A 25,136-nucleotide genomic window follows, 5' to 3' on the forward strand; every position below is an offset into this window, starting at 1 on the left:
TGCTTTTGCGCATTGCTTATACAAGTGCGAATTGCGAGCACTAGGGCGCATAAACGAATTAGAGGCCTAATGACAGCACTGATAATCCGCCGCAAACTGGCCGCGGCGTTTGCTACGGTAAAAAGCGCAGCGCAGCGCGTTGCTTTTGTCGCAACCTCAGTCGCAAACGCAGCCACAACCACAACCGCAGCCATGGCGAGGGCGGTAAATGGAGTCGGTGCTTTGCTTGGCGCGCTGCTGCTTTTATTGCTGCCAGCGCAGGTCGAAGCACAAGCCTTTGAGGTAACAGAAATTGTTACTCAGGGCGTTGCTGCTCGGGAAAGTGCTGCTCAGGATGCTACTGCGATGCCTGCGCAGCAGGGAGCGAGCCTTGCCAACGTCAGCGCCAGTGGGCCGGTGAGGATAGGCATACTGAGCTTTGCCGATGAAGAGGCGACCCTCGATGCCTGGCGCGAAACCGCCCTGCATCTTGAGCAGCAACTGCGCCGCCCCGTGACAGTGCTGGCGCTGACGCCTGCGACGCTTGATGCTGCGGTGGCGGCAGGCACACTGGACTTTTTTATCTCAAACCAGTTTGTGGCGGTGGGATACAAAAAAGACTGGGGCGCCAGTCAATTGCTCACCCTTATTCCGGCGGATGGCCGCGAGCCGGACAAGGCGGTGGGCTCGGCTTTGGTGGTGCGCGCCGGCACCCGGGTTAACAGCTGGAAAGCCCTGTCGTCGCAGAGGATTGTGTCCAGTGACCCAAGGGCCTTCGGCGGTTTTTTGATTTTTGCCGGAGAAATGGCCAAGCGCGGACTGGATCCGCAAGCCGATTTACCTGGACTCAGTTTTGTCGGATTTCCTCAAACATCTTTGCTTTCAAAACTTTGGCGCAATGAAGCGGATGTCGCCATTTTGCCTGCCTGCGTGATGGAGCAGGCTGCTGCGCGCGGTGACTTTCCTCCAGGCACTTTTGATGTGGTGCTTGCCAAAGACAGCGCCGGTTTTGGCTGCGCCGTGTCGAGTGAGCTTTACCCTTACACAGCGCTGTCGAAACTTGGGCAAACCAGCGGGAAGCTTGCGACCCAGGTGGCCAAGGCGCTGCTTGGCGTTGAGGCAGGTTCCCGCGCCGCCCTGGATGGAGGCTATCAGGGCTGGTCGGTGCCGGTGAACGACAATCGGGTGTTTGCCCTCAAGCACCTGCTGCGGGAGTGGCCGTTTCAAACCAACTGGCAGCGGGTCGCAAACGCGGCCATGCCCTGGCTTGCGGCCATCGGTCTTGGGTTATTGCTTGGCTACCTGCACCATTTGCGGATTAAACGCCTGGTGGTGAAACGCACCGAGGCGCTGGTAACCGAAATCGACCAGCACAGGGCAACCCAAAAGGCCTTCAACGAGCAGCAGCGCCAGTTTTATCGGGCGCAGCGGGTGCTGCTGACCGGCGAAATGGCGTCGGGAATTTCCCACGAACTCAAGCAGCCGCTGGCGGGGATCCGTTATCTCACCCAGGGCTGTTTGTACCGGCTGAGCGAAGATGAAAGCGAAATCAAAACCGCCCTTGGCGGCGTGCTGAGTCAGGTTGACCGAGCCCAGCACACCATAGACCGGCTGCGAAGTTTTTGTCAGCAGCCAAGCTGTTATGAGCTTGTCCGGGTCGATAAGCTGATTTTGGATACCTTAAGCCTGATAGCGCCCGAGCTTAAGCGGCTTAAACTCACCCCGGCGCTTGAACTTACGAAGGTGAAGGCGCGGCTTGACCCGGCGCTGATGACCCAGGTGCTGGTGAATGTGCTGTTGAACGCGCTCGATGCGATGGCAGAGGTGGCGGCACCTGAGCTTAAGATTGTGCTCGACACTGAAACTGAGACTAAATCAGCGACCGAGACTGACAGCGGCGCCGGCCATTGTCAGTATCGCATTCGCATTATCGACAATGGATGCGGCCTGACGCCTGCTCAGCTGTCGCGGCTGTTTTTCCCGTTTGAGTCGACCAAATCCGATGGTTTGGGCCTTGGCATGGTGATTTGCAAACGCATAGTGGAGGAGCATGGCGGCAGTATATCGGCAAGTAATCGAGCCACGGCTGATGCCTGTGGCGATATCCATGGACTTGAGATAAGTATTTGTCTGCCCGGGAGCCCAACCCATGCTTGATGTGTATCTGGTGGATGACGATCCGGACGTGCTTGCTTCCCTTAAATGGATGCTCGAAGGCCTTGGGATCCGCACCAGGGGGTTTGTCTCGGCCGCTGACTTTTTGCAGTCGGTGGATTTGGCCAAGCCCGCGGTTGCTGTGCTTGATGTGCAGATGCCGGACATGGATGGCATGAGTCTGCTTGATGCACTCCTTGCAAGCCCCACTCCCATAGTGCCGCTGATGCTGACCGGCCATGGCAATATTGCGATGGCCGTTAAAGCGATACAGCGCGGCGCGATGGATTTTCTGGAAAAGCCCGTCGATGGCGACAAGTTGCAGCAGCTGCTGAAAAAGGCATCGGCGCTCGCGCTTGAGCGCGCCGACACCCAGACTCAGGCGGCAGTGCGGGCATCGCGGCTTGCGAGTTTGTCTCCCCGTGAGGTTGATGTGATGCACCGCGTGCTTGAGGGCAAACTGAACAAAACTATTGCCGCGGAGCTTTTTATCAGCCAGCGCACGGTCGAAATTCACCGCAAAAATCTGCTTGAGAAAATGGCGGTCAATAACGTCGCAGAGCTTGCCTTTGTGCTGTCGGGCATGCCGAAATAGCTGGCCAGCCCAGTAAAGCTAGTCAGCCGGCAAAGCTTGTCGGCTTGGCTAACGCCGGGCAGGCGTGTTTCAGCTCGTGATTACTTCAGCTCCAGCTTACTTCAAAGGATGCACCAGCTGCAGCCCATAATAATATCCCCCATTCAAACAGAGGCTTTCCTCTGTAGGAGCCAGCTTGGCACCGCTGGCGGCAAGCCACTGTGGTGTCAGGCTGCCACAGGCTGCGCTGCCATGGTTTTTTGGCGGCGTGAGCAGCGTAAGTGACTCGCCGTTTAGCGCCACATCACTGCCTGCTGGCAGATAATGCACCCTATGACTGGAATGGTCCTTTGGGCGCTTGTGGTTGCTGCCACGGTTTTGGCTGCTCGACTCATCTTTATGGTCATCCTGATTGTCTGGTTTGTTAGCGACAGGCTCAGAAAACCACACCCCGCCTTCACCGTGGATTTCGCCGCGCAGTCCGTCGCGGCTAAGCCACAGGGCAGTGTTTTCATCCACGCCAACGGCAAGCCCTGTGCCTGTTGCATCCTGCAGCAGTACCAGTCTTATCTCGCGCTCACGTTCGCTGAAATGGGTGTCTGTTACCCCAAACGGGTACAGACCCAGGCCGCCACCCGGGCGATAGGTGAGGGTGTTTGGCGCAATGGGCGCATCGCAGCTGAGGGTTTCGCAGCGCTCGCTCACTGGCGCCGCCGCTTTGACACCCTGTTCAAGGGCGCCCTGACTGGTGCCGCCGGTGATCATGGCGCCTGAGGCCATCACCGCTGTGCCTGCGCTGGTGCCGCCTATCACAAGCTTGCCATCGGCCAATCGCTGCTTAATGAGTGCCAGCGCCGGACTGGGGTTACCATCGGGCAAAAGCCAGGCAGCAAGCGCCAACGACTGATCGCCGCCTGATAAAAACAGCCCATCCAGACTGCCGAGCATCTGGCTCAGCATGGCCGGATTGCGGCACATCTCGTTTTGAGTTTTGACATGGTCCGGATAAATTCGCGCCCTTTGGTAATAGCCATTAAGGCGCTCGCCCAATGCCGCGAGTTGCGTGCAGTCGCTCCTGTCTTGTGACTGCGCAATATCGTCCTTTGATTGCCAAAGGTGCATCGCTGCGCCATCCAGTGGCAGCCAAACGGCCTTTGCACCAGCCTGGGTGAATACCTGCAGATAGAAATCTGCCGCTTCGAAGGGGTCCCGCGCCGACGCGGTCACTATGCCAATGGTGGGGACTTGCTTGCCAGTAAGGGCGGTGGTCCGGCGTACAAAGGTTTTGAAATGATTGGCGCCGTGGGGGATGTTGCCGCGCTCAAGCAGCACCTGCTCCTGTTTGCGCTGACCGCGCTCGTCAAGCTGCGCAAGCTCAAGGGCATCTTTTAACGCGAAATAGGCGCTGTCGCTCAGGGTTGTGGCGAGCTCCCCAAGCCAGTTGTCCAGGCCGTCCTCATTGACACTGGGCGCGGGGGCGCTGGCAAATTTATGCTCAAGTGTTGTTTTGGTGGCGTTATCGAGCTGCTGCCAGGGAGCTGTGCTTTTCAGTCTCGACAGGCTCTGCGGATTGAGCTCATAACGGGTTTCGGTTTTGGCATCGCTGCCAAAGCGGGTTTCGCCCGCGCAGTGACGGGGGCTCATGGAGCTGCATACCGACAAGGCGCCGCCGGCGAGCATCAGCGACAGCGGTTGCTGACTGTCGTCATTTGCCGACAAACTCGGGCCGGTAATCGCAAGTACTGTTGCTAACGCACTAAAAAAGATAGGTTTTTTTTGATTCATGGTCATGCTCAAAAAATTTTGCATGCCACGTATTGACTGGCAGTCACTATAACGGCTAGTTTGTTTACCGGTCAATAACATTGATTTCACATTGGTGGATATGTTTCCGGCATCTATTTCTCTTGAAAGATACCATTACCGCACCTGGTATCTGTCCGAATGGTGGGACGAATAACCACTGAACCTTAGTGTTCGGTGGGCAGTCCTGCATTATCTCTAGGCTCCCACGCCACTTTCTGTTTACTCAGGCGCACGCTCGCACCGTGAACGCACACCTGTTTGTGCCACGTATTGACCACGTCCGGTGGCGTAGCCGCGTGCCTGAAAAATAATTTGCTTATTTTTTGGGAGCTTTGTCATGAAAGTTTCAGTATTTGCCTGCGCCATTTCCGGATTTGCCCTGTCTGCTTTAACCTCTGCCATGGCCCAGGCGGCCGAAGAAACCCCTTCAGCGGCCGATGCCAAACTGGAGAAAATTCAAATCACAGGTTCACGCCTCAAAGGGGTGGACATGGAAGGCGCCAATCCGCTGCAATCTTTTGATCAGGATGATTTGGTTAAGCGCGGCTACGAAACCATTGCCGAGTTTTTGAAAGATTTACCCCAGGCGGCGAGCGCCGGTACCTTTACCGAAACCGGCGGTGTTGGCGGTGCCGATGGTGCGCCTGCCGGGGCGGCCGGGGTCAGTCTGCGCGGCCTGGGTTCCAGTGCGACTCTGGTGCTGGTTAACGGTCGACGGGTGGCGGTTGACTCGTTTTCCAACGGCTCCGATTCTTTTGTAAACGTGAACGCCATTCCCATGGCGGCGATTGAGCGCATCGATGTGCTGACCGATGGCGCCTCGTCCATTTATGGCTCAGACGCCATCGCCGGTGTGATTAACTTCATTCTGCGTAAGGACTTTGTTGGCCATGAGCTGTCGGCCCAGTATGGCAACGATACCAGCTCACACGATGCCAGCCGCACCGGGGTGACCTACGCCGGTGGTTTTGCCACCGACAACAGCAACACCACAGTGGTGCTCGATTACGCCAAGCGCAACGAAATCTTTAACAGCGATCGCCCCATCAACGTGACTTACACCTCGTACACCGAAATGGTTGTCGATGGCAATTACTACGCCGAAGCCTGGTGTGGTGACGATACCCGCTGGGGCGGTGAAGCCTGTAACTACGATTACGTTATCCAGCGTGCTATTCAGCCGGATTTTGAAAACCTGGGCGCGACTCTTAATCATCAATGGACGCTTGGCAACGACCTGACCTTTTTTGCCGAGGGCATGTATCAGCAAAACACCGGCCATGCCTATGAGGCGCCAGCCGGATACACGGTAACCGTTCTGGGCAGCGCCAGTTATGTGCCTGATTATGTGCGTGAAATCAATGCCGCCGATGGCGACGACAGCGACAACATCCGGGTCAGAACCAGGATGCCTGAGCGCCGGGTGCAGGAATACAACACCGACAGCTATCGCCTGCTCGCCGGCCTTCGCGGTGAATGGGGCGACTGGGGCTGGGAGTCTGCAGCCAGCTATGGCAAATCAACCAACGAAGTGAACCACGTTGCTGGTTACATGAATCGCAATGCGCTGAATGATGCCATCGCCAGTGGCAGCTTTAACCCCTTTAATCTGGGTATGGATAACAGCCCGGACGCCATCGCGGCGCTGCGTGACAGCGCGGTGCGCAAAGGGGAGTCGGAGGTGATGTCGCTGGATGCCAACCTAAGCGGCGAGCTGTTTGAAATGGATGCGGGGCTTGTCAGCGCTGTGTTTGGTACTGAGCTTCGCCGTGAAGAAATCGCCGATAATCCGGCTCAGTCGGCGGTGGATGACGATGTGATTGGCCTTGGTGCCAGTAATGCCGCCGCCGAACGTACCCAGTATGCGCTGTATGGCGAGGTGAATCTGCCATTGTTTGAAGGGCTGGATCTTATCACTGCACTGCGTTACGACCACTACAGCGACTTTGGCGGCGATGTGAACCCCAAGGTATCGCTGCGCTACAAGGCCACGGACGACTTGGTGCTGCGCGCTTCCTGGAGCACAGGTTTTCGCGCACCGTCACTGTCGCAGCTGGGTGCCGGCACCTCCCTTGGCAGCCAATACATCAACTGCGGCGACGGTGAGCCCTTCAATGCCCTTTGCGGCGTAAACGGCAGCATCGACGGCGAGCTGGAATTTGACCAGGAAACCATCGGCAATCAGGGCCTGGACGCGGAGTCGTCTGAGGCCGTCAATGCCGGCTTGTCGTGGAACCTTACCGATGCCTGGCAGTTAACGGTGGATTACTGGCGCTACGATCATGAGGACATAGTCGATATCGATGCATCCACCACCCTCAGGGCCTGTGTCGAGGGCAGTGCACCTGTCGTCGGCTCGGTGGGTGCTCTTAGCGGCGAGTTTGGCTGTGTGGTTGATGGCGCGGGTGATATCAGCTTTTTGCGCACCGGCTACTTCAACGTGGGTAAACAAACCACGGATGGTCTGGATTATCGTATGAATTACCGTCTCGATACCCAGGCCGGAGAGTTCAACCTTTACCTCAGCGGTACCGAAACCTTCAGTTTTGAGCGTCAGGTTACGCCGGATGCCGAGGTAGAAGACCTGCTCGGCCGTCTGTCCGGTGCCAATGAAATCGCCCGTCCCGAGCGGGTGCTGGATGCCGGCACCGACTGGAGCCTTGGCGACTGGAGCGCGAGCCTGAGTGCCCACTATGTGTCCAGCATGGGCGATGGCGATTTCAAATTCGACAATGAGACCGTAGACAGCTGGCTGACCTTCAGCGCCAGTGTTGGCCTGACCTTGATGGAAAACCACTCGCTGATGCTGTCGGTGCGTAACCTCACCGATGAAGAGCCGCCCTATGCCTCTTCTCCCACCAATGGATACGCAAGCTCTGCCCATGATTGGCTCGGTCAGCGCTGGAACCTGCGTTACAACCTGCGTTTCTGATGCACTCCCCGGCCGGGGCAACCCGGCCGTTTTTTTATCTGATGGGAGGACCTATGTCGTTATCCAAACGGGAAATGCCCGATGCCTTTGTCATCCTGATGTTGATGTTGCTTTTGGCATGGGGGCTGACCTTTGTGCTGCCGGCCGGGCAGTTTTTGCAGGTGGCCGAGCAGGGGGTAAAGCTTGAAAACTTCAGTTACCACAGCGCCGCAGATGGGGGCAGCGCTCTCTTCAGTGACAACGGCAAGCCTGCGCTGCTCAACGCAGCCTTTGATGGCCTGACCTCCGGCAGCCGCGACGGCTCGGCGGTCGGAGTGGTGGCGTTTATTCTGATTGTCGGCGGCGCGTTTGGGGTGCTGCTGGAGAGCGGCGCGGTGCACCGGGCACTGACCTTACTGATAGTGCGCCTTAAAGAGCGGGAAGTGTTGTTGCTGCCGGCTCTGTTTGTGGTGTTTTCGCTCAGCGGCGCCGTGTATGGCATGAGTGAAGAAGCCATCGCGTTTTGTTTGCTGTTGCTGCCGCTGTTTAATGCGCTGGGCTACCATCCGGCGGTGGTGGTGTTGGTCACCTATGTCGCGACCCAGGTGGGGTTTGCCACCTCGTGGATGAACCCTTTCAGCGTGGCGATAGCCCAGGGCATCGCCGGGGTGCCGCTGATGTCTGGCGCCGCGCTTCGTGCCGTGTGCTGGCTGGTGTTTACCCTGGCGGCGCTTATGTATACTCTGCGATTTGCCAGTTGCACCCGCCGCTATCGGGTTAATGACAGCGGCCATCACGATAATGACAGCGGCCATCACGATAATGACAGCTGCCATCTTGTTAATGACAGCGGCGTTAGCAGTGCTGCCTTACCTGCGCGGGGCGGTGATGCCCCATCACCCCAGCGTCTCGGAAAGACAGACAGCGGAATGTTGCTGATATTGCTGTTAACCCTGTGCTGGGTTATTTGGGGCGTGGTGAGTGCGGGGTACTATATCGCGCAAATTGCCAGTCAGTTTTTTGCGATGGCGCTGGCCCTTGGCCTGGTGCTGGTCGGCAGTGGCCGCATGACAGTCAATCAGGTGTCGGCGGCGTTTCAGCGCGGCGCAGCCGACTTGCTGCCAGCGGCGCTGATAGTCGGTTTTGCCAAGGGGCTGGTGATTTTGCTTGGCGGCGACAACCCGGCTGCGCCATCTGTGCTCAATACCTTGCTGTACCGTGCCGGCGGCGCCATCGGTGGCTTACCCGATTGGGTGTCAGCGCAAATGATGCTGGCGTTCCAGTCGGTGTTTAATCTGTTTGTGTCGTCCGGCTCAGGTCAGGCGGCGCTGACCATGCCGCTGATGTCCCCCCTCGCAGAGCTTGCGGGGCTCAGCCGGCAGCTGGCGGTGCTGTGTTTTCAGCTTGGTGATGGGCTGACCAACCTCATTATCCCCACGTCGGCCTCGCTGATGGGGTGTCTTGGTGTGGTGAAAATACCCTTTGGCCAATGGGTTAAGCTGATTTGGCGTCTGCAGCTGATGTTGATGCTGCTGGCTGTCATCGCGGTAGCGATTGCCGTTTATACAGGATATAGCTGATGTTAACTTTGATAAAAAACGCCAACCTGTTCAGCCCGGCTCCTGAAGGACTTAAGGATGTGGTGTTTGGCTTCGGCGGGGTGCTTGCCACTGCGCCTGCCGGCACGCTGGACACGGGCTCACTGCCCTGTGAGGTGCTTGACGCCGCTGGCCGCGCGCTTATTCCCGGACTGGTTGACCCTTTGGTGCACTTAAGTGGCGGCGGCGGTGAAGGGGGCTTTCATACCCGCACCCCGCAAATGGAGCTGACCGAAGCAACTCTGGCGGGGGTGACCACTGTGGTTGGTGCCCTTGGCACTGATGCGGTAAGCCGCAGCCTCGAAGACTTGCTCGCCAAGGCCCATGCCCTCGACAACGAAGGCCTGAGTACCTTTATCTATACCGGTTCCTATGAGTATCCGGTCAAGACGCTAAGCGGCGATATCACCCGCGACATGATGCTGATTAGTAAGGTGATAGGCGTCGGCGAAATTGCCATTGCCGATCACCGTGGCTCCCAGTTGTCGGCCGCCGAGCTTGCCCGGGTCGCCAGTCAGGCGAGGGTGGGCGGCATGCTTAGCGGCAAGGGCGGCACAGTGTTTGTGCATGTGGGCGATGGTAAGGGCGGGCTTGATATTCTTACGGATGTCGTCAGCAGCAGTGATATCCCGCTGTCGCAGTTTTACCCGACCCACATCAACCGCTCGGCGGCGCTGCTGCGTCAGGGCATCGCCTTTGCGCTTCGGGGCGGGGTGATTGATTTCACCGCGTCGGAAAATGTCGCCACCGAAAACTCCGATGAGATAGGAGCCGCCCTTGCGGTGCGGATGGCGCTGGATGCCGGGGTGCCTGTGTCCCGCATAACCTTAAGTTCAGACGGCAACGCCAGTTTGCCTGTGTTTGATGCCGATGGCCGCCTGATTGGATTGGAGGTTGGCCGGGTCGGCAGTCTGGCGAGCTTATTTCGCGCGCTTTTGGCAGATGGGGTGGCGATGGCGGATGCGATTGCCATGACCTCCAGCAATGCGGCGCGGATATTGGCGCTTAACGCCAAAGGCGGGATTGCGCCCGGTAAGGATGCGGATTTGGTGCTGTTGAATGATCAGAATGCGCCGGACCATGTCTGGTGCCGCGGCCGCCTGATGGTGGCAGGTGGCAAGCCCAGGGTATTTGGTACTTTCGAGCAACGCTCAGCTTAAACCGTACGCGACCGGGCTTTTTGATTGCTGCCCGGTCGCGCGCGGTTAGTCTCTCAATAGCACTTAGTCGTGATAGCACTTAATCATGGCTGAACATGATGTGGCGCGGCACTGTGTAATCCTCGAGGGCGTACATGGATAAGTCTTTGCCGTAGCCCGACATTTTAAAGCCGCCGTGGGGCATTTCGGTGGCGAGCATAAAGTGGGTGTTTATCCAGGTGGCGCCATACTGCAGCTTGCGGGCGACCTGGGCTGCCTTGCCCAAATCCTTGGTCCACACCGACGAGGCGAGGCCGTATTCCGAGTCGTTGGCCCACTCGATGGCCTGGGATGCCTCATGGAAGCGGGTCACAGACACCACAGGGCCAAACACTTCACGGCGCACGATTTCATCGCTGTGGCGGGCTCCGGCAATCACGGTGGGCTGATAGAAAAAGCCTGCGCCATCAACGATTTTACCACCGGTGGCCGCTTCCATATGGCCTGCCGCCAGCGCGCGCTCGACAAAGCTTGCCACCCGGCTGCGCTGGCGGTCGGTGATAAGCGGCCCCATCTCAACGCCGTCTACATCCTGACTGCCTACTTTGATGCTGGACACGGCGCTGGCAAGCTCGGCCACAAAGCGGTCGTAAATCTTGCTGTGGGCGTAGATGCGACAGGCGGCGGTGCAGTCCTGGCCTGCGTTGTAAAAGCCAAAGGTACGAATACCCGCCACCACTTTGTCGAGATCCGCATCGTCAAACACGATAACCGGCGCCTTGCCGCCAAGTTCAAGGTGGGTGCGCTTAACGGTGCGCGACGCGGTTTGCAGGATTTTCTGACCGGTGGAAATATCCCCGGTGACCGACACCATGCGTACCGCCGGATGCTCCACCAATGGCTGACCCACGCTGTCGCCGCGGCCGCAAATGATGTTCACCACCCCGCGCGGAAACACCTCGGCGAGAATATGGGCGAGTTTCAGTGCCGTCAGCGGCGTTTGCTCCGAGGGCTTGAGCACCACAGTGTTACCGGCGGCAAGGGCCGGGGCGAGTTTCCAGGCCGCCATCATCAGCGGGTAGTTCCAGGGGGCGATAGAGGCCACCACCCCCACCGGATCGCGGCGCATCATGCTGGTAAAGCCGTTTAAGTACTCACCGCCAAGGGGGCCGTGCATGGTGCGAATGGCGCCGGCGTAAAAGCGGAAGCAGTCGGCGATGGCGGGCAATTCATCGTTAAGCACCGATGCAAAGGGTTTGCCGCAGTTATCGGACTCGATGCGGGCAAAGGCCAGCGCTTCAGACTCGATGGCATCGGCGACTTTGAGCAGCAGGCGGCTGCGCTCGGCCGGGGTGGTATCGCGCCAGCTGTCGAAGGCACGCTGGGCGGCGGCCACCGCCTGATGCACCTGCTCGGGGCTCGCCTCAGCCACCTGGGCGATGACTTCGCCGCTGGCGGGATTGAGAATGGACTCGGGAGCGCCCTCGCCGGTAACGAACTGGCCATCAATAAGCAACGCGGTAGAGTAGGTCATGGGTGTTCCTCTTGGTCGGGTTATTTGCCGGTGCCGTCAGCGCTGTCGGCATCTTTTGTCAGGTAATAGGCGCCAAGGATGGGCAGTGTGGTGATAAGCACCACCACCATGGCAACCACGTTGGTCACGGGTCTGTCCCGTGGACGGATAAGCTCCTGATACATCCAGATAGGCAGGGTGGTTTGCTGCCCGGCGGTGAAGGTGGTCACTATCACCTCATCAAAGCTCAGGGCAAAGGCCAGCATGCCGCCCGCGAGCAGCGCGGTGCCAAGGTTTGGCAGCACCACGTAGCGGAAGGTTTGAAAGTTGGTGGCGCCCAAATCCATCGAGGCCTCGAGCAGGTTTACACTGCTGCGCCTGAGCCGTGCCACCGCGTTGTTGTACACCACAACTATGCAAAAGGTGGCGTGGCCTATGACTATGGTCCAGAAGCTGAACGGAATATCGAAGGTGCCGTAGCTTGCGCGAAGCGCGAGCCCTGTGATGATGCCGGGCAGGGCGATGGGCAGTACCAGCAGCATGGAAAACACGTCACGGCCGAAAAAGCGGCTGCGGCTCAGCGCCATGGCGGCAAGGGTGCCAAGCACCATCGCAATCAGGGTCGAGAGCAGCGCCACCTGCAGCGACAGCTCCAGCGCCCGCCACACATCTTCCCGTGCCCAGGCCTTGGCAAACCATTGCAGCGTCAGGCCGGGCGGCGGAAACTGATAGCTTTTTTGCTCTGTGGTAAAGGCGTAGAGGAAAATAATCCACATCGGCAGGTGCAAAAACAGCAGTCCGGCGCTGGCGGCGAGGGTGAGTGCACGCGGGCTGCTTTTTTTATCAGGGCTGCGTTGTAGTACAGGGCTGTTATTCAGCTCATGGCTGTTAATTTGGGTTTCAGAGTGCATCGAAGGCCCCCATACGTTTGGCAAGGGCAAGGTAAACCCCAATCACCACAATCGGCACCAGCGAAAAGGCGGCGGCAAAGGGCACGTTGCCTGCGGTGCCCTGCTGCAAATACACCACCTGCCCCATGTACATGGTCGAGTTGCCTATGATGCCGGGGATGATGTAATCGCCGAGGGTCAGCGAAAAGGTAAAGATGGAGCCGGCGGCGATGCCGGGAATGGCAAGCGGCAGTGTCACTGTCCTGAAGGTCTGCCAGCTGCTGGCGCCAAGGTCCATGGAGGCTTCGAAAAAGGAGCGCGGAATACGTTCAATCGCCGCCTGGATCGGCAAAATCATAAATGGCAGCCAGATATAGACAAACACCACAAAGGTGCCGATGGGCGAGAACGACAGCGATGGCCCGCCAATCACAGGCAGAGATAAAATTCCCTGCAGCAGCCAGTCCAGATGCAGGGTTTGCGCAAGCCAGCCTATAATGCCTTCTTTGGCGAGGATCAGTTTCCAGGCGTACACCCGCACCAGATAGCTTGACCAGAGCGGCAGCATAATCCCAAGGTAAAACAAGGCTCTGACCTTACCCTTGGTATAACGCGCCATGTAATAGGCGATGGGAAAGGCGATGATAACGCAGCCCAGCGTGACCATAAGCGCCATCAGCGTGGTGCGTAAAATTACATCGAGATTCGCGGCGCGGGTCAGTTCGATAAAGTTGTTCAGGCTCAGCTCATGGGTTATCTGGCCGGTAAATTCATCGAGGCCAAACACCGAGTAGGCAAGCAGGTTAAACAGCGAGCCCAGATACACCACCCCAAGCCAGAGGAGCGGCGGAATCAGAAGAAGCAGCAATACGCTGCGCGGGTGCAGGTACACCCAGGCCGACAGGCTGCTGCGGTTTGGTTCGCTTAGGGTAAGAGCAGCGCTGTTCATCCTGCGCCTCCCTCGGCAATGGGCTTAGTGGTTTTAATCGAATGCAGGGCGCTGTCATCCCAACCAAGTCCCACAGTGGTGCCCGGGGTAAAGCGCGGCGCGTGCTGGCTGTGGCCAAGGTTTGGCTGGTGCACCGTGATATCGAGTCCGTTTTGGGCGCGCACCAGATAGCGGATAAAGGCGCCCAGATATTCGCTGTCCTGCACTGTGCCGGCTATTTTTTGCGGCCGCTCAGAGGTGTGTCCGGCGCTGATGCTGATGCGCTCCGGACGCAGCATAATAAGACCGCGTTCTGTGCTCATTAGCCCCGGCAGCGCGCCTTGCTCAAACAGGTTGACGTTGCCAACGAAGCGGGCCACAAACTCGGTTTTCGGGGTTTCGTAAATCTCATCCGGGCTGCCTATCTGCTCGATGCGGCCGCGATTGAAAATACAGATTCTGTCACTCATCGACAGGGCCTCTTGCTGATCGTGGGTCACGAACACGAAGGTGATCCCCACCTGGCGCTGCAGCCGCTTAAGCTCCACCTGCATTTGCTCACGCAGCTTAAGATCAAGGGCGCCGAGGGGCTCATCGAGCAGCAAGATTTTGGGTTTGTTTATCAGCGCGCGGGCGATGGCGATACGCTGGCGCTGGCCGCCGGAGAGCTGCGATGGTTTACGGTCGCCCACGCCCGGCAGCTGCACCAGCTCCAGCATGGCCTCGGCCTCGCGGTGGCGCGCCGCCTTGGGCACGCCCGCGACCATCAGTCCGTAGGCGATGTTGTCGCGCACATTCATGTGCGGAAACAGGGCGTAGTCCTGAAATACCGTGTTGACGTTACGGGCAAAGGGCGGCGTGGCGGACACATCCTGCCCGTGGATGGCGATACTGCCGCTGGAGGCAAACTCGAAACCGGCAATCATCCTCAGGCAGGTGGTTTTGCCCGAGCCCGAAGGGCCGAGCAGGGTAAAAAATTCCCCTTCCGGGATATTGAAACTGACGCGGTCGACGGCACGGACCGAGTCGTAAACGCGGGAAACATCCCGAAATGACACTGCTGACATCTTCTGTTCACTCGTATCTGCTATTCACTCGTATCTGCAATTGGCTGACTGTTGTGCCGGAAAGGGTCTGAAAAAAACGGCGGCCATGGCGGCCCGCCGCATCACTCAAACCCGTCCCTGATAAACGAGGCCCGTGATGCAAGGCCCCGTCAATTGACACCTGGTGGCTAAACACACCCTCGTTAGCGTCCGCCCAGCACGGCGATATAGTCAGATACCCAGCGGTAGTAAGGCACACAGGTGCCCTTGGAGCACTTGGCCACCGGCGTGCGCCAGAACCAAATCTTGTCGAAGCTGTTGTAGCCGTTGTTGGCACAGCCGTTTTCGCCGAGCAGCTCATTGCCTTTACAGGCTGAAGGCACGCTTGGCACCGAGCCAAACCAGGCGGCCAGATCGCCCTGCAGCTTGTCGTTCAGTGAATGCTCGAGCCAGCGATAGGCGCAGTTGGGGTTTTCGGCTTCGGCGTGCAGCATGGTGGAGTCGGCCCAGCCGGTCACCCCTTCTTTGGGCACCACGGTGGCCACGGGCTTTTTCTCGGCCGCGAGTACGTTTGCCTGGAAGCCCCAGGCGCTGGAGGCCGCAACCCCTTCGTTTTTGAAGTCGTCAATCTGCACAAAGGCATCGTGCCAGTAGCGGCCCACCAGTTTGCGCTGGCCGCGCAGCAGCTCAAGCGCCGCGGCGTATTGCTCTTCACTGAGTTCGTAAGGGTTGGTGATGCCAAGCTCGGGACGCTTGCTCATCAGGTACAGCGCCGCATCGGCGATGTAGATGGGGCCATCGAAGGCCTGCACGCGGCCTGCGTTGGATTTACCGTCGGGCAGGGTGGTTTCTTCAAACACCACAGACCAGCTGTCGGGGGCCTTTTTGAATACTTCGGTGTTATACATCAACACGTTATAGCCCCATTGATAGGGCACGCCATAGTGCTTGCCATCCACTGTGTGCCAGGGGGCGTTTTGCAGCCGCTCATCGACCTTGGCGTAGCTTGGAATAAGCGCAAGGTTGAGTGGCTGCACTTTTTTACCCGCCACCAGACGCAGACTGGCATCGCCGGAGGCGGTGACCAAATCGAAGCCGCCTTCGTTCATCAGTGCCACCATCTCATCTGAGGTGGCGGCGGTTTTGACATTGACCTTGCAGCCGCTGGTTTTTTCAAACTCGCTGACCCAATCGTAGGCCTTGTCGGTCTCGCCCCGCTCAATGTAGCCGGCCCATGCCACGATATTGACCTGGCCTTCGCTCTTGCCAAGTTGTTGTAGCATATCCTGGGCGGATGCCTGGGTGCTGATGGTGCCAATCACTGCTGCGCCAATTGCCAGTACCTTGTTGGTGTTGGTAATGCTCATGGTTGTTCCTCTTCTTGTTCTTGTGGTCGTGATTGCCCGGGGGCGATGTGACTTCCACCAAGAAGATAGTGCGATTTTTTGAACAATATGAACTGCTTTTTTTACAGGGTGGGGTATCTAAAAAATCGATAACCCAACTAAAACGCTATCGGCTTGCTGGCTTTGACAAAATCCACTGTGGTGCTGACAAATTCATCGGCGGTCCAGCGCACACTGGAGCCTCGGCGCCACACCAGGCCAAAGTCGATGGAGGGGAGTTCTTCGCGGATGGGGCGGGTCTCGATACGCTGCATGTCCAGCGTCCAGGGGCGATAGGCAAAGTCGGGCACGATGGCGATACCAAAGCCAGCGCCAACCAGATTTCGCACCGCTTCCACCGACTCGGTACGGAATTTGGGTCGCATCGGCTTGTGGTAGCGGCGCCAGGCATGGCTTATCACCTGGTCTATCTGATTGGCGGTAAGGCTGATAAGTGGCTCATCGGCAAGCTCCTGCACACTGATGCTGGCCTGGGCGCACAGTGGATGATTGGCGGGCAGCCAGACTTTAAGCGGCGACATCACCAAGGTCTCGGTCTCGAAGGCTTCATGCTCCTGCAGCTGACGGGTCATCAGAATGCCGACATCTATTTCGCCATTGAGCAGCAGATGCTCGATAAAGCGCTGCTCATCTTCTTTTATCAGGGTTTTGACCCTCGGGTACTGGCGGGAGAACTGCATCAGTGGCTCAGATAAAAAGTAGCCCGCAAGCAGGCTGGTAACCCCGAGCACCAGCTCGCCTTCGTTGACCTCGCGCACCAGATTGAGATTGACCATGGCATCCTGCACCGTGGCGAGGATTTGCCGCGCCGAGGCCAAAAACTGGTGGCCTTCGTGGGTCAGCGACAATCCCGCATGGGTGCGGCCAAACAGCTTTACATTGAGGGCAGTTTCCAGCTCGCTGATGGAGTTGGTGATGGCCGACTGGGACTTGTTGAGGGTCTTGCTGGCCTTGTTGATGGAGCGCGACTCGGCGGTCACCACGAAATAGCGGATCTGTTTCAGGGTAAAGTTCATCTTGGCGGCAACATGGACAAAGGTCAGTCTGTAGACTGACCTTTGCCAAGGTTACTGTCAATCGTGCGGATTGTGGCTGAGCTGTACCAGAACCTGAACCAGAGCGGGAGCTGTGGCTCTGCTTAGCTTTGTTAAGCGGGGGAAGTGGCCCGAAACGGCCGGGTTACCCGCTCCAGCACGCCCTGCAATTTGGCGATGGCAATGCCGTAGTTGGTAATGGGCACGGCGCGCCGTTCACATTCGCGAATTCGCCTGAGCATCTCGGCGCGCCCGAGCATACAGGCGCCGCAGTGCACTACCAGGGCATAGCGCTCCAAATCATCGGGAAAGTCGTGTCCGGCGCACACCTCAAAGCTAAGCTGCTTACCGCTGTAGCTTTCAATCCACTTTGGCAGCTTGACCCGGCCTATGTCGTCTTCCTGCACATTGTGACTGCAGCCCTCGGCGATAAGCACCCGGTCGTTATCCTTAAGTGCATCGAGCTTTAGGGCGCCGCGCTCCAGGGTGGCAAGGCAGCCTTTTTGGCGGGCAAACAGGGTGGAAAAGGTGGTCAGGGGGATGTTATCTGCCACCTCCTTTGCCACCTTTACTATGGCCTGGGCATCGGTTATCACCAGAGCTGGCGCCGTTCCGGCAAGCCTGGCAAGCTCAAGGGCTCGGTGAAGCTCGCTGTCCTGCACTAAAGTTGCCAGCGCGCCTTTATCCAGCGCTTCGCGAAGCACCTGCACCTGGGGCAAAATCAGCCGCCCCTTGGGCGCGGCCTTGTCGATGGGGGCAACGCAGATGATGCTGTCGCCGCGCCTATAAAGGTCGGCGGCAAGCAGCGGCGTTTCACTGAGCTGCGTCGGTGCCTGCTCAATCAGCAGACGTTTAAGCTCGCCGATCCCGCTGTTGGTGGCAGCGCCTTGTGCATTTCTCTCTTTATTACAGCTTTCTGTGGAATTGGTCGCCGACATGGCGCAGTAAGGCAACTGCCGCTCGCGGCAAAAGGCTAAATCTTTGGGGCGCGGCGCACTGATATCGGCCTTGTTGAACACCACTATCACAGCCATGTTCAGTGCCTTAAGCTCATCAATAAGCCGATATTCGTGCTCACCAAGGCCAGAATCATCCACGACCACCAGCCCCATATCGGCGCGAAACATAATGCGCCTGGTGGCCTTTACCCTTTGGGCCCCAAGGGGGCTGTCGTCATCGAGCCCCGCCGTATCGTAAAAGGTCACAGGCCCAAGCGGCAAAAGCTCATACCCCTTGGCTACCGCATCGGTGGTGGTGCCTTTTACCGCAGAGACGATGGCGCTTCGCTGGCCGGTGAGGGCATTTAACAGCGAGGACTTGCCGGTGTTGGTGCGGCCAAAGAGGGCGATAACGGCGCGCATGCCACGGGGGGCAGACTGGCCTGTAGCTATGGGTTGCACCCCGGGTTCAATGCCCTGACACATGCTTGCTCCTTCTGCTTTGGATTTTGTTTTCGCTCTGGGTTTTGTTTTCAGAATTCGCGTTAACGCCTGGCTGGCGCCGATAACGGCGAGTTTTGGCATCGCCCCGACAGCTTGCGGCCACCAGTCCCTCGGCGGCGAGGGCGGCTCTGAGGGCGTGGAGCCTGGCTCTGGCATCACCATTGGAGCCGTTTTTGCCGGGATAAATGTTGTAGTTGGCGTTGACGTCCTCTGGGGTAAAGGATGGCATTACCACGTTGCAGCCACGGCGCAGCGATTTAAGCCGCGCGCCGGGCTTTAGCACTTCCAGCGCGCTGGTGGCGGGGATATTGGCGCCGGGATTAAGCAGTCTCAGCAGCGCCGTGACCCGCTGACAGCTAAGCACATCACCACTTTTAGCAGCGGCAAAGGGCGTTTGCGGGTGCGGAATAAAGGGGCCGCAGGCAATCATGTCGAGATTAAGGTCGCACAGGGCCTCGATATCGGCGGCAAGGGTATCGAGGGTCATGCCGGGCAGCCCGACTATGATGCCGCTGCCCACCTGATAGCCCATGGCGGCGAGCCATTCGAGCTGCTTAAGGCGGCCATCGAAATCGGCGCCGGGCCGGCAGCGCTCAAACAGCGTCCGGTCGAAGGTTTCCATTTTCAGCAGATAGCGGTCGGCACCGGCGTAGCGCCACAGGCCCAATTCGTCTGCGGGGCGCTCGCCAAGGCTTAAGGTGATGGCGATGTCGTGGCGGGCTTTGATTTCGCGGATAAGCCAGCCTATGGTATCGGCGCGAAAATAACTGTCGTCGCCGCTTTGCAGCACCACAGAGCCGATGTCGTTGGCCGCGGCGCGGTGTACGGCGCCAAGAATGCTGTCGGTGGATAGTCGGTAGCGCCCAAGGGCGCGGTTGGCGGCGCGAAGGCCGCAGTAATGGCACTGATTGGCGCAGTAGTTGGAAAACTCCACAATGGCGCGCAGATAGACCTCATTGCCAAACTCAAGCTCGGTGGCAAGTGCGGCGCGGCTGAAGAGCCAGTCATCGTCCTTGCCTTCAAGCAGCTCACGGATTTGAGCACGGCTGAAAGGGCGGTTCCGGGATGTTATCGTCATGACGCAGCTCCTTCTCTGGGAGCCGTGTTTTCGCCTGCGGCCACATCTCTTGTGGACATAGTTCTTGTGGACATATCTCTTGCGTACATAGTTCTTGCGCCGTCTCTTGCTGCTAAGGCGCACTCATCCACCATGCGCTTTAGCGCGAGAGCGAGCGGCGCGGTCGGTTCGTTTTGCGTCTCGCCCTGCGATGACGGATAAAACCAGCGCTTGAGGCTGCCGGGAGCAAGACCAAGCGCCCTGGCGTCAAGCTTAATCCACAGCCCATCGGCGGCGGGAATAGCGCTGTGCAGATACTGACCGGCAAACAGAGTGTCATCGATGATGATAAGCGGCGTCAGCGCGAGGCTTTGGCTGGATACATGTTGTACATCCTTGCCAAAGCGCTGTTTAAGGCTCCTGCACCAGTCAAATGAGCGCTGGTAAAGCGCTGTCATGTCGTCTTTGCCAAGGGCTGGGCGCAGCATGGCGGCAAACTCATCGCCCCAGCTTGTGTCAGCAGCGGCCTCAATCAGCCAGCAGTCGAGCGGCGCCTCTGTGTCAGTGAGGCGCTTAATCAGTGCCTTGCTGATGTCTGAGTCGACAAAGTTGCTGTAAAGCGCGGCGTGGAACACCACGAAGTCGGCGGTCTCAAGCAGGGTGGCAAGAAGGCCAACATCGAGTCCGGCGCTGGTAGCGACAGCGGAGTCTGGTAGCTTAAGCGCCTGACTCATAAATAGATGTCCCGCTCACCGGCATCGGTTTTATCCAGACACAGGCTGACATTGCGGCTGCGGGCCGGGCTCATCTTCTCCAATTCTCGTTTTATCAGTGCGTTACCTGCCTCGCGGGTGGCGGGGCTGGCGTAGTCGTTTAAGTACTCCCGGAAGGTGATAAGAGCGTTGGGCTGGCAGAACTTGCCGATAAACTGCTGTTTTGCAAGGCCAATGAAGTGATCGCCGGTTCGGCCCTTGCGATAACAGCCGGTGCAGAATGACGGAATGGCGTCTGACTCGGTCACCAGCTCGTAGATGATGTCATCCATGCTGCGATGATCCCCCAAACTGAACTGCTCGGCATCGGTTTCGCTGCGTGCCTCAAGGCCTGCGCTGTACCCCCCCGGCGAGGTGGCGCTGCCGGCGCTTATCTGCGATACGCCAAGTTCCAGCAGGGTTTTCCTTAGGGATGCGCTCTCGCGGGTGCTGATGATAAGCCCTGTGTAGGGCACGGCGAGGCGGGTGATGGCCACAATGCGCTTGAAGCAATCATCGTCGATGGCAAAGGGCGGGCGCTCGCTTAACTTTGAGCCATGGGCCGGTTCAATGCGCGGGAAGGAGATGGTATGGGGGCCCACGCCGCAGTCCTGCTCAAGTTGCTGCACATGGGCGAGCAGGGCGAGCAGCTCAAATCTGTGGTCGTACAGGCCAAACAGCGCGCCTATGCCCACATCGTCAATGCCCGCCTCCATGGCGCGGTGCATGGCGTAGAGCCGGTACAGATAGTCGGTTTTTTTACCCTTACGGTGCACTGTTTCGTAGGTTTGCCTGTGGTAGGTCTCCTGAAAACACTGGTAGGTGCCGATGGCGGCGGTTTTGAGGGTGGCAAAGTCGGCCACACTCATGGGTGCGCAGTTAACATTGATACGGCGTATTTCGCCGCCCTTGCCGCTTTGCACGCCGTACATGGTGTTGATGCTGTGGACTATGGCCTCGACCGAGTTGCGCGGGTGCTCGCCATACACGGCCAGGATGCGTTTGTGGCCCATGTCTTCGAGGATCGCAACTTCGCGCTTAAGCTCCTCGTCATTGAGGGTCTTGCGTTTGAGTACTGCGTTATCGGCGTTAAAGCCGCAGTAGCTGCAGCTGTTGGCGCAGTGGTTGGAGACGTAGAGCGGCGCAAACAGCACGATGCGGTTACCGTAAATTTTTTGTTTGATGTCGCGGGCGAGACTGAAAAGCGCCTCATCGAGCGCAGCGTGCTGATTTTGCAGCAAAATAGCGCAGTCTTTGAGGCTTAACCCTTTGAGGCGGGCGGCCTTATCGAGCACGGCGCTGACCTCGGCCGCTGTTGGGGCTTGGTGCTCGTTAATCAGTGACCAGATGGCCTTATCGTCGATAAAACTCTGATTGGGCTGATAGGGTTTGATGTGTAGCGCTTCAGTCATAGAGGCTCTCTTCTGGGGTTAAGCGCGGCAGCCCGAGGGCGCGCCGCGCAGCTGGCACTGAAAGTTGGCACTAAGGGGTGGTACTGATGGTTGGCACTAAGGGTCAGCAGCCCTTCTCGCCGCTGACGGGGACCACTTCTTTTTCGACCCACAGTGGCGTGTACTCGGCGGCATCGTGGTAGGGCACGTTGCCGTGCAGCATCATGGCCTTGAAGTCATCGAAGCGGTAAACGGCGAGGAAGAGATGCACAGGCAAAAAGGCGGTGAGAATCAATCCTGCCACCAGATGCACCTGGCCGAGGAGATACACGGCTTCCCGCGGCGCTATGTGGGGCATAAGCCACAGCACCAGGCCGGAAAACACCAGCAGAGTGCCGCCAATCAGCACACAGGCGCCAAAGAGCTTCTGCCCCGAGTTGTACTTGCGCATTGGTGGCACGGCGACCTTTTTGCCGAGCAGGAACTTTTGTGGATAGCCGCCAAGTACCTTAAACCAGCCCAAATCCGACTTACCAAAGGAAAACACCCGCGCGGTAAACAGCAGCACCCTGTCGAACGCCATCAGAGTGAAAGCCACGCAATCGGCGGCCATCACCACCCCGGCTATGATGTGAATGTCGTAGGTCAGCTGCATGGCTTCCTGAGTCAGGGGCTTGAAAAACAGCAGTAATCCGGTCGCGGCCAGCGGCAGGAAGCTCAGCAGCAACAGGTAGTGGAACACCCGCACATTGAGCGGATGCTTTTGAATTGGACGCATATCATGTTGGTGATTCATAACATTCCCTCCGCTCATGACTTAAGCCGGTTGTGAGCAGTCAAAAAATAGGAGCACAGCCCATGTTGGTGATTCATCTTCATTCCTCCGCTCATGACTTAAGCCGGTTGTGAGCAGTCAAAAAATAGGAGCACAGCCCATGTTGGTGATTCATCTTTATTCCTCCGTTCATGATTTCAGCCGGGTTCTATCAATAAAATGGGTGTGCAGCAGTTCGTGGGAGACGTGGCCAAGGGGCTCGCCGCCAAAGTCGCGGTAGTATTTTTCAACCGCCGGATTGGCGTGGCTGACTCTGAGCATGGCGGTTGCATCGTCACGGTAGAGGCCCTTGCTGCGTGCCTTGATGTAGTCGTTACGCTGCATAAGCTTCTGGCTAAACCAGCCCACAGGCAGGGCAAGCGCCGCCACAAAGGCGCCGCCGAGGGCGATAAATTTACGCCGCGACAGCAAAAAGCGGCTTTCGGCAAAGAGATAAGGTTTGTTGTTCATCTTGATTCCTTAAGTTGGACTGAGCCGGTTCAGAGGGCGGCGAGCCAGGATGAGCCGCTGGGGTCAATGGGCTGACCGCCGCCGTTGACGCAGCCGCCGGCGCAGTTCATCACTTCGATAAAGTGGTAGGGCGAGATGCCTGCAAGTACCTCCTGCAGCACGGGCTCGATGTTGTGCCCCATGTCATGCACCACGGCGACATGGATATCGACATTCTGGCTGAGAGCGCGGTCGTACAGGGTGATGCTGGCCGCTTTCACGCCTTCAAGGCCGCGCACAGGTTCAAATTCGAGCCTGGGCATTTCATCCCCGGTGAGCACCTTGTGCGCCGTACGCAGCGCCGCTTCCATCACACCACCTGTGGTACCAAAAATGGTGCCGGCGCCTGTGTACTGAGAAAACAGGCTGTCGCCGCGATACTCGTCGGTCGTCGCAAGGTCGATGTCCAACAACCGCAGCAGCTGTGCCATCTCGCGGGTGGTGAGTACAGCGTCCATGTCGGCGTATTCAGCGGCATGGTCGCCATGGGCCTTGTTGTATTGCCAGGCCGAATTGAACTCGGGGCGGGAGGCTTCAACCTTTTTGGCGGTGCAGGGCATTACCGCCACGGTGAAGATGTTTTTCGGCTCCATGTCGTACACATTGGCGCCGTAAGTTTTGGCCACGGCGCCCGCCATTTGCTGCGGCGATTTGGCGGTGGAGAGATGGGGCAGCAGGCTTGGGTATCTGAGCTCCAGATAGCGCACCCAGCCCGGGCAGCAGGAAGTAAACTGCGGCAGTGGCCCGGCATTGTCTTCGCCTTTTACCAGCGCATGCAGGCGATGAATAAACTCGCTGCCTTCCTCCATTATGGTGAGGTCGGCGGCAAAGTTGCAGTCGAAAATCTTAAAGCCCGCCCGGTGCATGGCGCCGTAAAGCTTGCCGGTAACCAGCTCTCCGGCGCCGAGGCCAAATTCTTCGCCTATGGCCACCCGCACCGCCGGGGCGATAATGCCCACCACTGTGGTGTTTTTGTCGGCAAGCTTTTGAATGACGGTTTCAAGGGCGCTGTGGTTTTCGTTGATGGCGCCGAAGGGGCAGGCCATCAGACATTGGCCGCAGCTCAGGCACTGGCTCTGATCTATGCTGTGGGCCGCGCCGGATGCGCCGTCAATCGCCCCGGTGGGGCAAAACTTTTTGCAGGCATCGCAGCCTTTACACCGGGCGGCGTCTATGGTGATGAGCCCTGTCATTTCGTTGGGCTGCAGGGTAGTAGCAGTCATGGTCTCTTGAGTTCCTCATCCTGGTTATGTTGTTAATGGCTGATCGCTGTTTTTGCTCATGGCTGGTTTTGCTCATGGCTGTGGTAGCCGATGGCGCGCAAGATGCTGCCAATCGTTTGCATCCACTCAAATGCGGTTGCCCATGCTTTTGTTCATAGTTATAGGTGTGAGAGTGTAAAAAGCGTGCACTGCGAAAAAGTTGACTCAGTTCAATTTGGCCTGCCGTTTTGGGTTATTTGAGCGTTTTTGATAATGGCAATTTTGGTTGCTGGCTTAATTTTTAGATATTTTGATATGTGAAACGGGCTTGAGGTCACAATTGGATTGTCCAATCTTTGAGTTGGCCTGCAGATTCTGGTGTTAACTTTATTTATTATCGATGAAGCTGAATTGCTTCATCTTTTATGCAGCAATTAACGGCTGTAATTGAGGCGCTGATTATTGATTTTTATTCCGATATTTTTAATGTGGTTTTAGCTTTCATTGCTGCTCAGTCGAAATCATTGTTGATTGCAGCGCGGGAAATCGAATAAAAAATTGCCCGCAGCTATATAAGCCTGCGGGCAATGCAGGGAACCGGAGTGTGGTGTTTGTCGGCTAATTTGTGCCTGTTTGGGCCATCCCCATTTTCTGGGCGAGATTTTCCGGCGACGGATGACAGGCGCCGCAGTCGCGCTCAAGCAAAGCCTGGCTTGGCAGCTCGGGCGGTAAGTCCATGCCATCTTTCCAGCGATGGCAGTCGACGCAGGCAACCGCATCTATATGCTCTTTGGAGTCAATCCAGACATGGGCTGGCGTGCTTTGCCACTTGTCATCGTGGCAACCTTCACAGCCATCGATGGCAAATCCTTTTGAGCATGCAAGTAACAGCAAGGCACAGCCAATTGGATTAATAATATGTTTCATCTGTTACTCCCCTGGTTTATCGCCGGTAGGTGATGACCAATGGGTTTATGGTAACGGATTTAT

20 protein-coding genes are annotated in these 25,136 nt (G+C 57.7%); 5 read left to right on the forward strand and 15 right to left on the reverse strand.

Going from position 1 to position 25,136, the window contains the following annotated elements:
- Positions 1-69: 69 nt before the first annotated feature.
- Together KJI95_RS09855 and KJI95_RS09860 are read left to right on the forward strand one after the other, a co-directional pair.
- Positions 70-2,136 carry a sensor histidine kinase gene (locus KJI95_RS09855; protein WP_250885751.1) on the forward strand — a complete coding sequence of 689 codons (2,067 nt, stop codon included), beginning with the start codon at positions 70-72 and terminating at the stop codon, positions 2,134-2,136.
- Positions 2,129-2,728, forward strand: coding sequence for a response regulator transcription factor (locus KJI95_RS09860; RefSeq protein ID WP_214507023.1), 600 nt, complete (start codon positions 2,129-2,131; stop codon positions 2,726-2,728). Before KJI95_RS09855 ends, KJI95_RS09860 begins: the two co-directional genes overlap by 8 nt.
- Before the next feature lie 96 nt (positions 2,729-2,824).
- Here the strand turns inward: KJI95_RS09860 and KJI95_RS09865 are convergent, their stop codons facing one another.
- Complete coding sequence (locus KJI95_RS09865) at positions 2,825-4,492, reverse strand: cyanophycinase (RefSeq protein ID WP_214507024.1); 1,668 nt, start codon at positions 4,490-4,492, stop codon at positions 2,825-2,827.
- Positions 4,493-4,850: 358 nt separating this feature from the next.
- On the opposite strand from KJI95_RS09865, the gene KJI95_RS09870 reads away from it, so the two are divergent.
- The 3 genes from KJI95_RS09870 to iadA are packed head-to-tail and all read left to right on the forward strand — an operon-like array spanning position 4,851 to position 10,182.
- Complete coding sequence (locus KJI95_RS09870) at positions 4,851-7,445, forward strand: TonB-dependent receptor (protein WP_214507025.1); 2,595 nt, start codon at positions 4,851-4,853, stop codon at positions 7,443-7,445.
- 53 nt (positions 7,446-7,498) lie between these two features.
- Positions 7,499-9,004 carry a putative basic amino acid antiporter YfcC gene (gene yfcC, locus KJI95_RS09875; protein WP_214507026.1) on the forward strand — a complete coding sequence of 502 codons (1,506 nt, stop codon included), beginning with the start codon at positions 7,499-7,501 and terminating at the stop codon, positions 9,002-9,004.
- A complete protein-coding gene (gene iadA, locus KJI95_RS09880; RefSeq protein ID WP_214507027.1) occupies positions 9,004-10,182 on the forward strand; it encodes a beta-aspartyl-peptidase in 1,179 nt (392 codons plus the stop codon). The genes yfcC and iadA overlap by 1 nt, the downstream gene beginning before the upstream one ends.
- Positions 10,183-10,261: 79 nt before the next feature.
- On the opposite strand, the gene KJI95_RS09885 is transcribed toward iadA, so the two are convergent.
- The 14 genes from KJI95_RS09885 to KJI95_RS09950 all read right to left on the reverse strand — a co-directional run bounded on the left by KJI95_RS09885 (position 10,262) and on the right by KJI95_RS09950 (position 25,073).
- Entirely contained in the window at positions 10,262-11,695 is a 1,434-nt protein-coding gene (locus KJI95_RS09885; protein ID WP_214507028.1) for a gamma-aminobutyraldehyde dehydrogenase, read from the reverse strand.
- 20 nt (positions 11,696-11,715) lie between these two features.
- Positions 11,716-12,585: an ABC transporter permease gene (locus KJI95_RS09890; RefSeq protein ID WP_214507029.1), complete on the reverse strand. Its 870-nt coding sequence runs from the start codon at positions 12,583-12,585 to the stop codon at positions 11,716-11,718.
- Positions 12,575-13,513, reverse strand: coding sequence for an ABC transporter permease (locus tag KJI95_RS09895; protein ID WP_214507030.1), 939 nt, complete (start codon positions 13,511-13,513; stop codon positions 12,575-12,577). The genes KJI95_RS09890 and KJI95_RS09895 overlap by 11 nt, the downstream gene beginning before the upstream one ends.
- The gene (locus KJI95_RS09900; RefSeq protein WP_214507031.1) at positions 13,510-14,559 is read right to left on the reverse strand and encodes an ABC transporter ATP-binding protein; all 1,050 of its coding nucleotides are present in this window, start codon (positions 14,557-14,559) and stop codon (positions 13,510-13,512) included. Before KJI95_RS09900 ends, KJI95_RS09895 begins: the two co-directional genes overlap by 4 nt.
- A 182-nt stretch (positions 14,560-14,741) precedes the next feature.
- Positions 14,742-15,905 carry an ABC transporter substrate-binding protein gene (locus KJI95_RS09905; protein ID WP_250885752.1) on the reverse strand — a complete coding sequence of 388 codons (1,164 nt, stop codon included), beginning with the start codon at positions 15,903-15,905 and terminating at the stop codon, positions 14,742-14,744.
- 137 nt (positions 15,906-16,042) lie between these two features.
- Positions 16,043-16,960 carry a LysR family transcriptional regulator gene (locus KJI95_RS09910; protein WP_214507032.1) on the reverse strand — a complete coding sequence of 306 codons (918 nt, stop codon included), beginning with the start codon at positions 16,958-16,960 and terminating at the stop codon, positions 16,043-16,045.
- 131 nt (positions 16,961-17,091) lie between these two features.
- A complete protein-coding gene (hydF, locus tag KJI95_RS09915) occupies positions 17,092-18,402 on the reverse strand; it encodes a [FeFe] hydrogenase H-cluster maturation GTPase HydF (protein WP_214507033.1) in 1,311 nt (436 codons plus the stop codon).
- A complete protein-coding gene (gene hydE / locus KJI95_RS09920) occupies positions 18,386-19,498 on the reverse strand; it encodes a [FeFe] hydrogenase H-cluster radical SAM maturase HydE (RefSeq protein ID WP_214507034.1) in 1,113 nt (370 codons plus the stop codon). The genes hydF and hydE overlap by 17 nt, the downstream gene beginning before the upstream one ends.
- The gene (locus KJI95_RS09925) at positions 19,495-20,211 is read right to left on the reverse strand and encodes a hypothetical protein (RefSeq protein WP_214507035.1); all 717 of its coding nucleotides are present in this window, start codon (positions 20,209-20,211) and stop codon (positions 19,495-19,497) included. The genes hydE and KJI95_RS09925 overlap by 4 nt, the downstream gene beginning before the upstream one ends.
- Entirely contained in the window at positions 20,208-21,641 is a 1,434-nt protein-coding gene (gene hydG, locus KJI95_RS09930; protein WP_214507036.1) for a [FeFe] hydrogenase H-cluster radical SAM maturase HydG, read from the reverse strand. The genes KJI95_RS09925 and hydG overlap by 4 nt, the downstream gene beginning before the upstream one ends.
- Before the next feature lie 103 nt (positions 21,642-21,744).
- On the reverse strand, positions 21,745-22,416 hold the full coding sequence (locus tag KJI95_RS09935) for a cytochrome b/b6 domain-containing protein (RefSeq protein WP_214507037.1): 672 nt from the start codon (positions 22,414-22,416) through the stop codon (positions 21,745-21,747).
- 168 nt (positions 22,417-22,584) lie between these two features.
- Positions 22,585-22,905, reverse strand: coding sequence for an iron hydrogenase small subunit (locus KJI95_RS09940; RefSeq protein ID WP_214507038.1), 321 nt, complete (start codon positions 22,903-22,905; stop codon positions 22,585-22,587).
- Between the two features lie 29 nt (positions 22,906-22,934).
- On the reverse strand, positions 22,935-24,167 hold the full coding sequence (gene hydA / locus KJI95_RS09945; protein WP_214507039.1) for an iron hydrogenase large subunit HydA: 1,233 nt from the start codon (positions 24,165-24,167) through the stop codon (positions 22,935-22,937).
- Positions 24,168-24,764: 597 nt separating this feature from the next.
- The gene (locus KJI95_RS09950) at positions 24,765-25,073 is read right to left on the reverse strand and encodes a cytochrome c3 family protein (RefSeq protein ID WP_214507040.1); all 309 of its coding nucleotides are present in this window, start codon (positions 25,071-25,073) and stop codon (positions 24,765-24,767) included.
- Positions 25,074-25,136 lie beyond the last annotated feature (63 nt).

Origin of the sequence: Shewanella jiangmenensis (genome assembly GCF_018596335.1) — a bacterium.
Lineage (GTDB): Bacteria > Pseudomonadota > Gammaproteobacteria > Enterobacterales > Shewanellaceae > Shewanella > Shewanella jiangmenensis.

Bases quoted from the DNA above. Each gene is read 5' to 3' on its own strand.
- KJI95_RS09940 (WP_214507038.1), bottom strand. From the start codon at position 22,905: ATGAACAACAAACCTTATCTCTTTGCCGAAAGCCGCTTTTTGCTGTCG.
- KJI95_RS09950 (WP_214507040.1), bottom strand. From the start codon at position 25,073: ATGAAACATATTATTAATCCAATTGGCTGTGCCTTGCTGTTACTTGCA.
- KJI95_RS09895 (WP_214507030.1), bottom strand. From the start codon at position 13,513: ATGAACAGCGCTGCTCTTACCCTAAGCGAACCAAACCGCAGCAGCCTG.
- KJI95_RS09900 (WP_214507031.1), bottom strand. From the start codon at position 14,559: ATGTCAGCAGTGTCATTTCGGGATGTTTCCCGCGTTTACGACTCGGTC.
- KJI95_RS09860 (WP_214507023.1), top strand. From the start codon at position 2,129: ATGCTTGATGTGTATCTGGTGGATGACGATCCGGACGTGCTTGCTTCC.
- KJI95_RS09925 (WP_214507035.1), bottom strand. From the start codon at position 20,211: ATGAGTCAGGCGCTTAAGCTACCAGACTCCGCTGTCGCTACCAGCGCC.
- yfcC (WP_214507026.1), top strand. From the start codon at position 7,499: ATGTCGTTATCCAAACGGGAAATGCCCGATGCCTTTGTCATCCTGATG.
- KJI95_RS09885 (WP_214507028.1), bottom strand. From the start codon at position 11,695: ATGACCTACTCTACCGCGTTGCTTATTGATGGCCAGTTCGTTACCGGC.
- iadA (WP_214507027.1), top strand. From the start codon at position 9,004: ATGTTAACTTTGATAAAAAACGCCAACCTGTTCAGCCCGGCTCCTGAA.
- hydE (WP_214507034.1), bottom strand. From the start codon at position 19,498: ATGACGATAACATCCCGGAACCGCCCTTTCAGCCGTGCTCAAATCCGT.
- KJI95_RS09890 (WP_214507029.1), bottom strand. From the start codon at position 12,585: ATGCACTCTGAAACCCAAATTAACAGCCATGAGCTGAATAACAGCCCT.
- KJI95_RS09935 (WP_214507037.1), bottom strand. From the start codon at position 22,416: ATGAATCACCAACATGATATGCGTCCAATTCAAAAGCATCCGCTCAAT.
- hydA (WP_214507039.1), bottom strand. From the start codon at position 24,167: ATGACTGCTACTACCCTGCAGCCCAACGAAATGACAGGGCTCATCACC.
- KJI95_RS09855 (WP_250885751.1), top strand. From the start codon at position 70: ATGACAGCACTGATAATCCGCCGCAAACTGGCCGCGGCGTTTGCTACG.
- KJI95_RS09910 (WP_214507032.1), bottom strand. From the start codon at position 16,960: ATGAACTTTACCCTGAAACAGATCCGCTATTTCGTGGTGACCGCCGAG.
- KJI95_RS09905 (WP_250885752.1), bottom strand. From the start codon at position 15,905: ATGAGCATTACCAACACCAACAAGGTACTGGCAATTGGCGCAGCAGTG.
- hydF (WP_214507033.1), bottom strand. From the start codon at position 18,402: ATGTGTCAGGGCATTGAACCCGGGGTGCAACCCATAGCTACAGGCCAG.
- KJI95_RS09865 (WP_214507024.1), bottom strand. From the start codon at position 4,492: ATGAATCAAAAAAAACCTATCTTTTTTAGTGCGTTAGCAACAGTACTT.
- KJI95_RS09870 (WP_214507025.1), top strand. From the start codon at position 4,851: ATGAAAGTTTCAGTATTTGCCTGCGCCATTTCCGGATTTGCCCTGTCT.
- hydG (WP_214507036.1), bottom strand. From the start codon at position 21,641: ATGACTGAAGCGCTACACATCAAACCCTATCAGCCCAATCAGAGTTTT.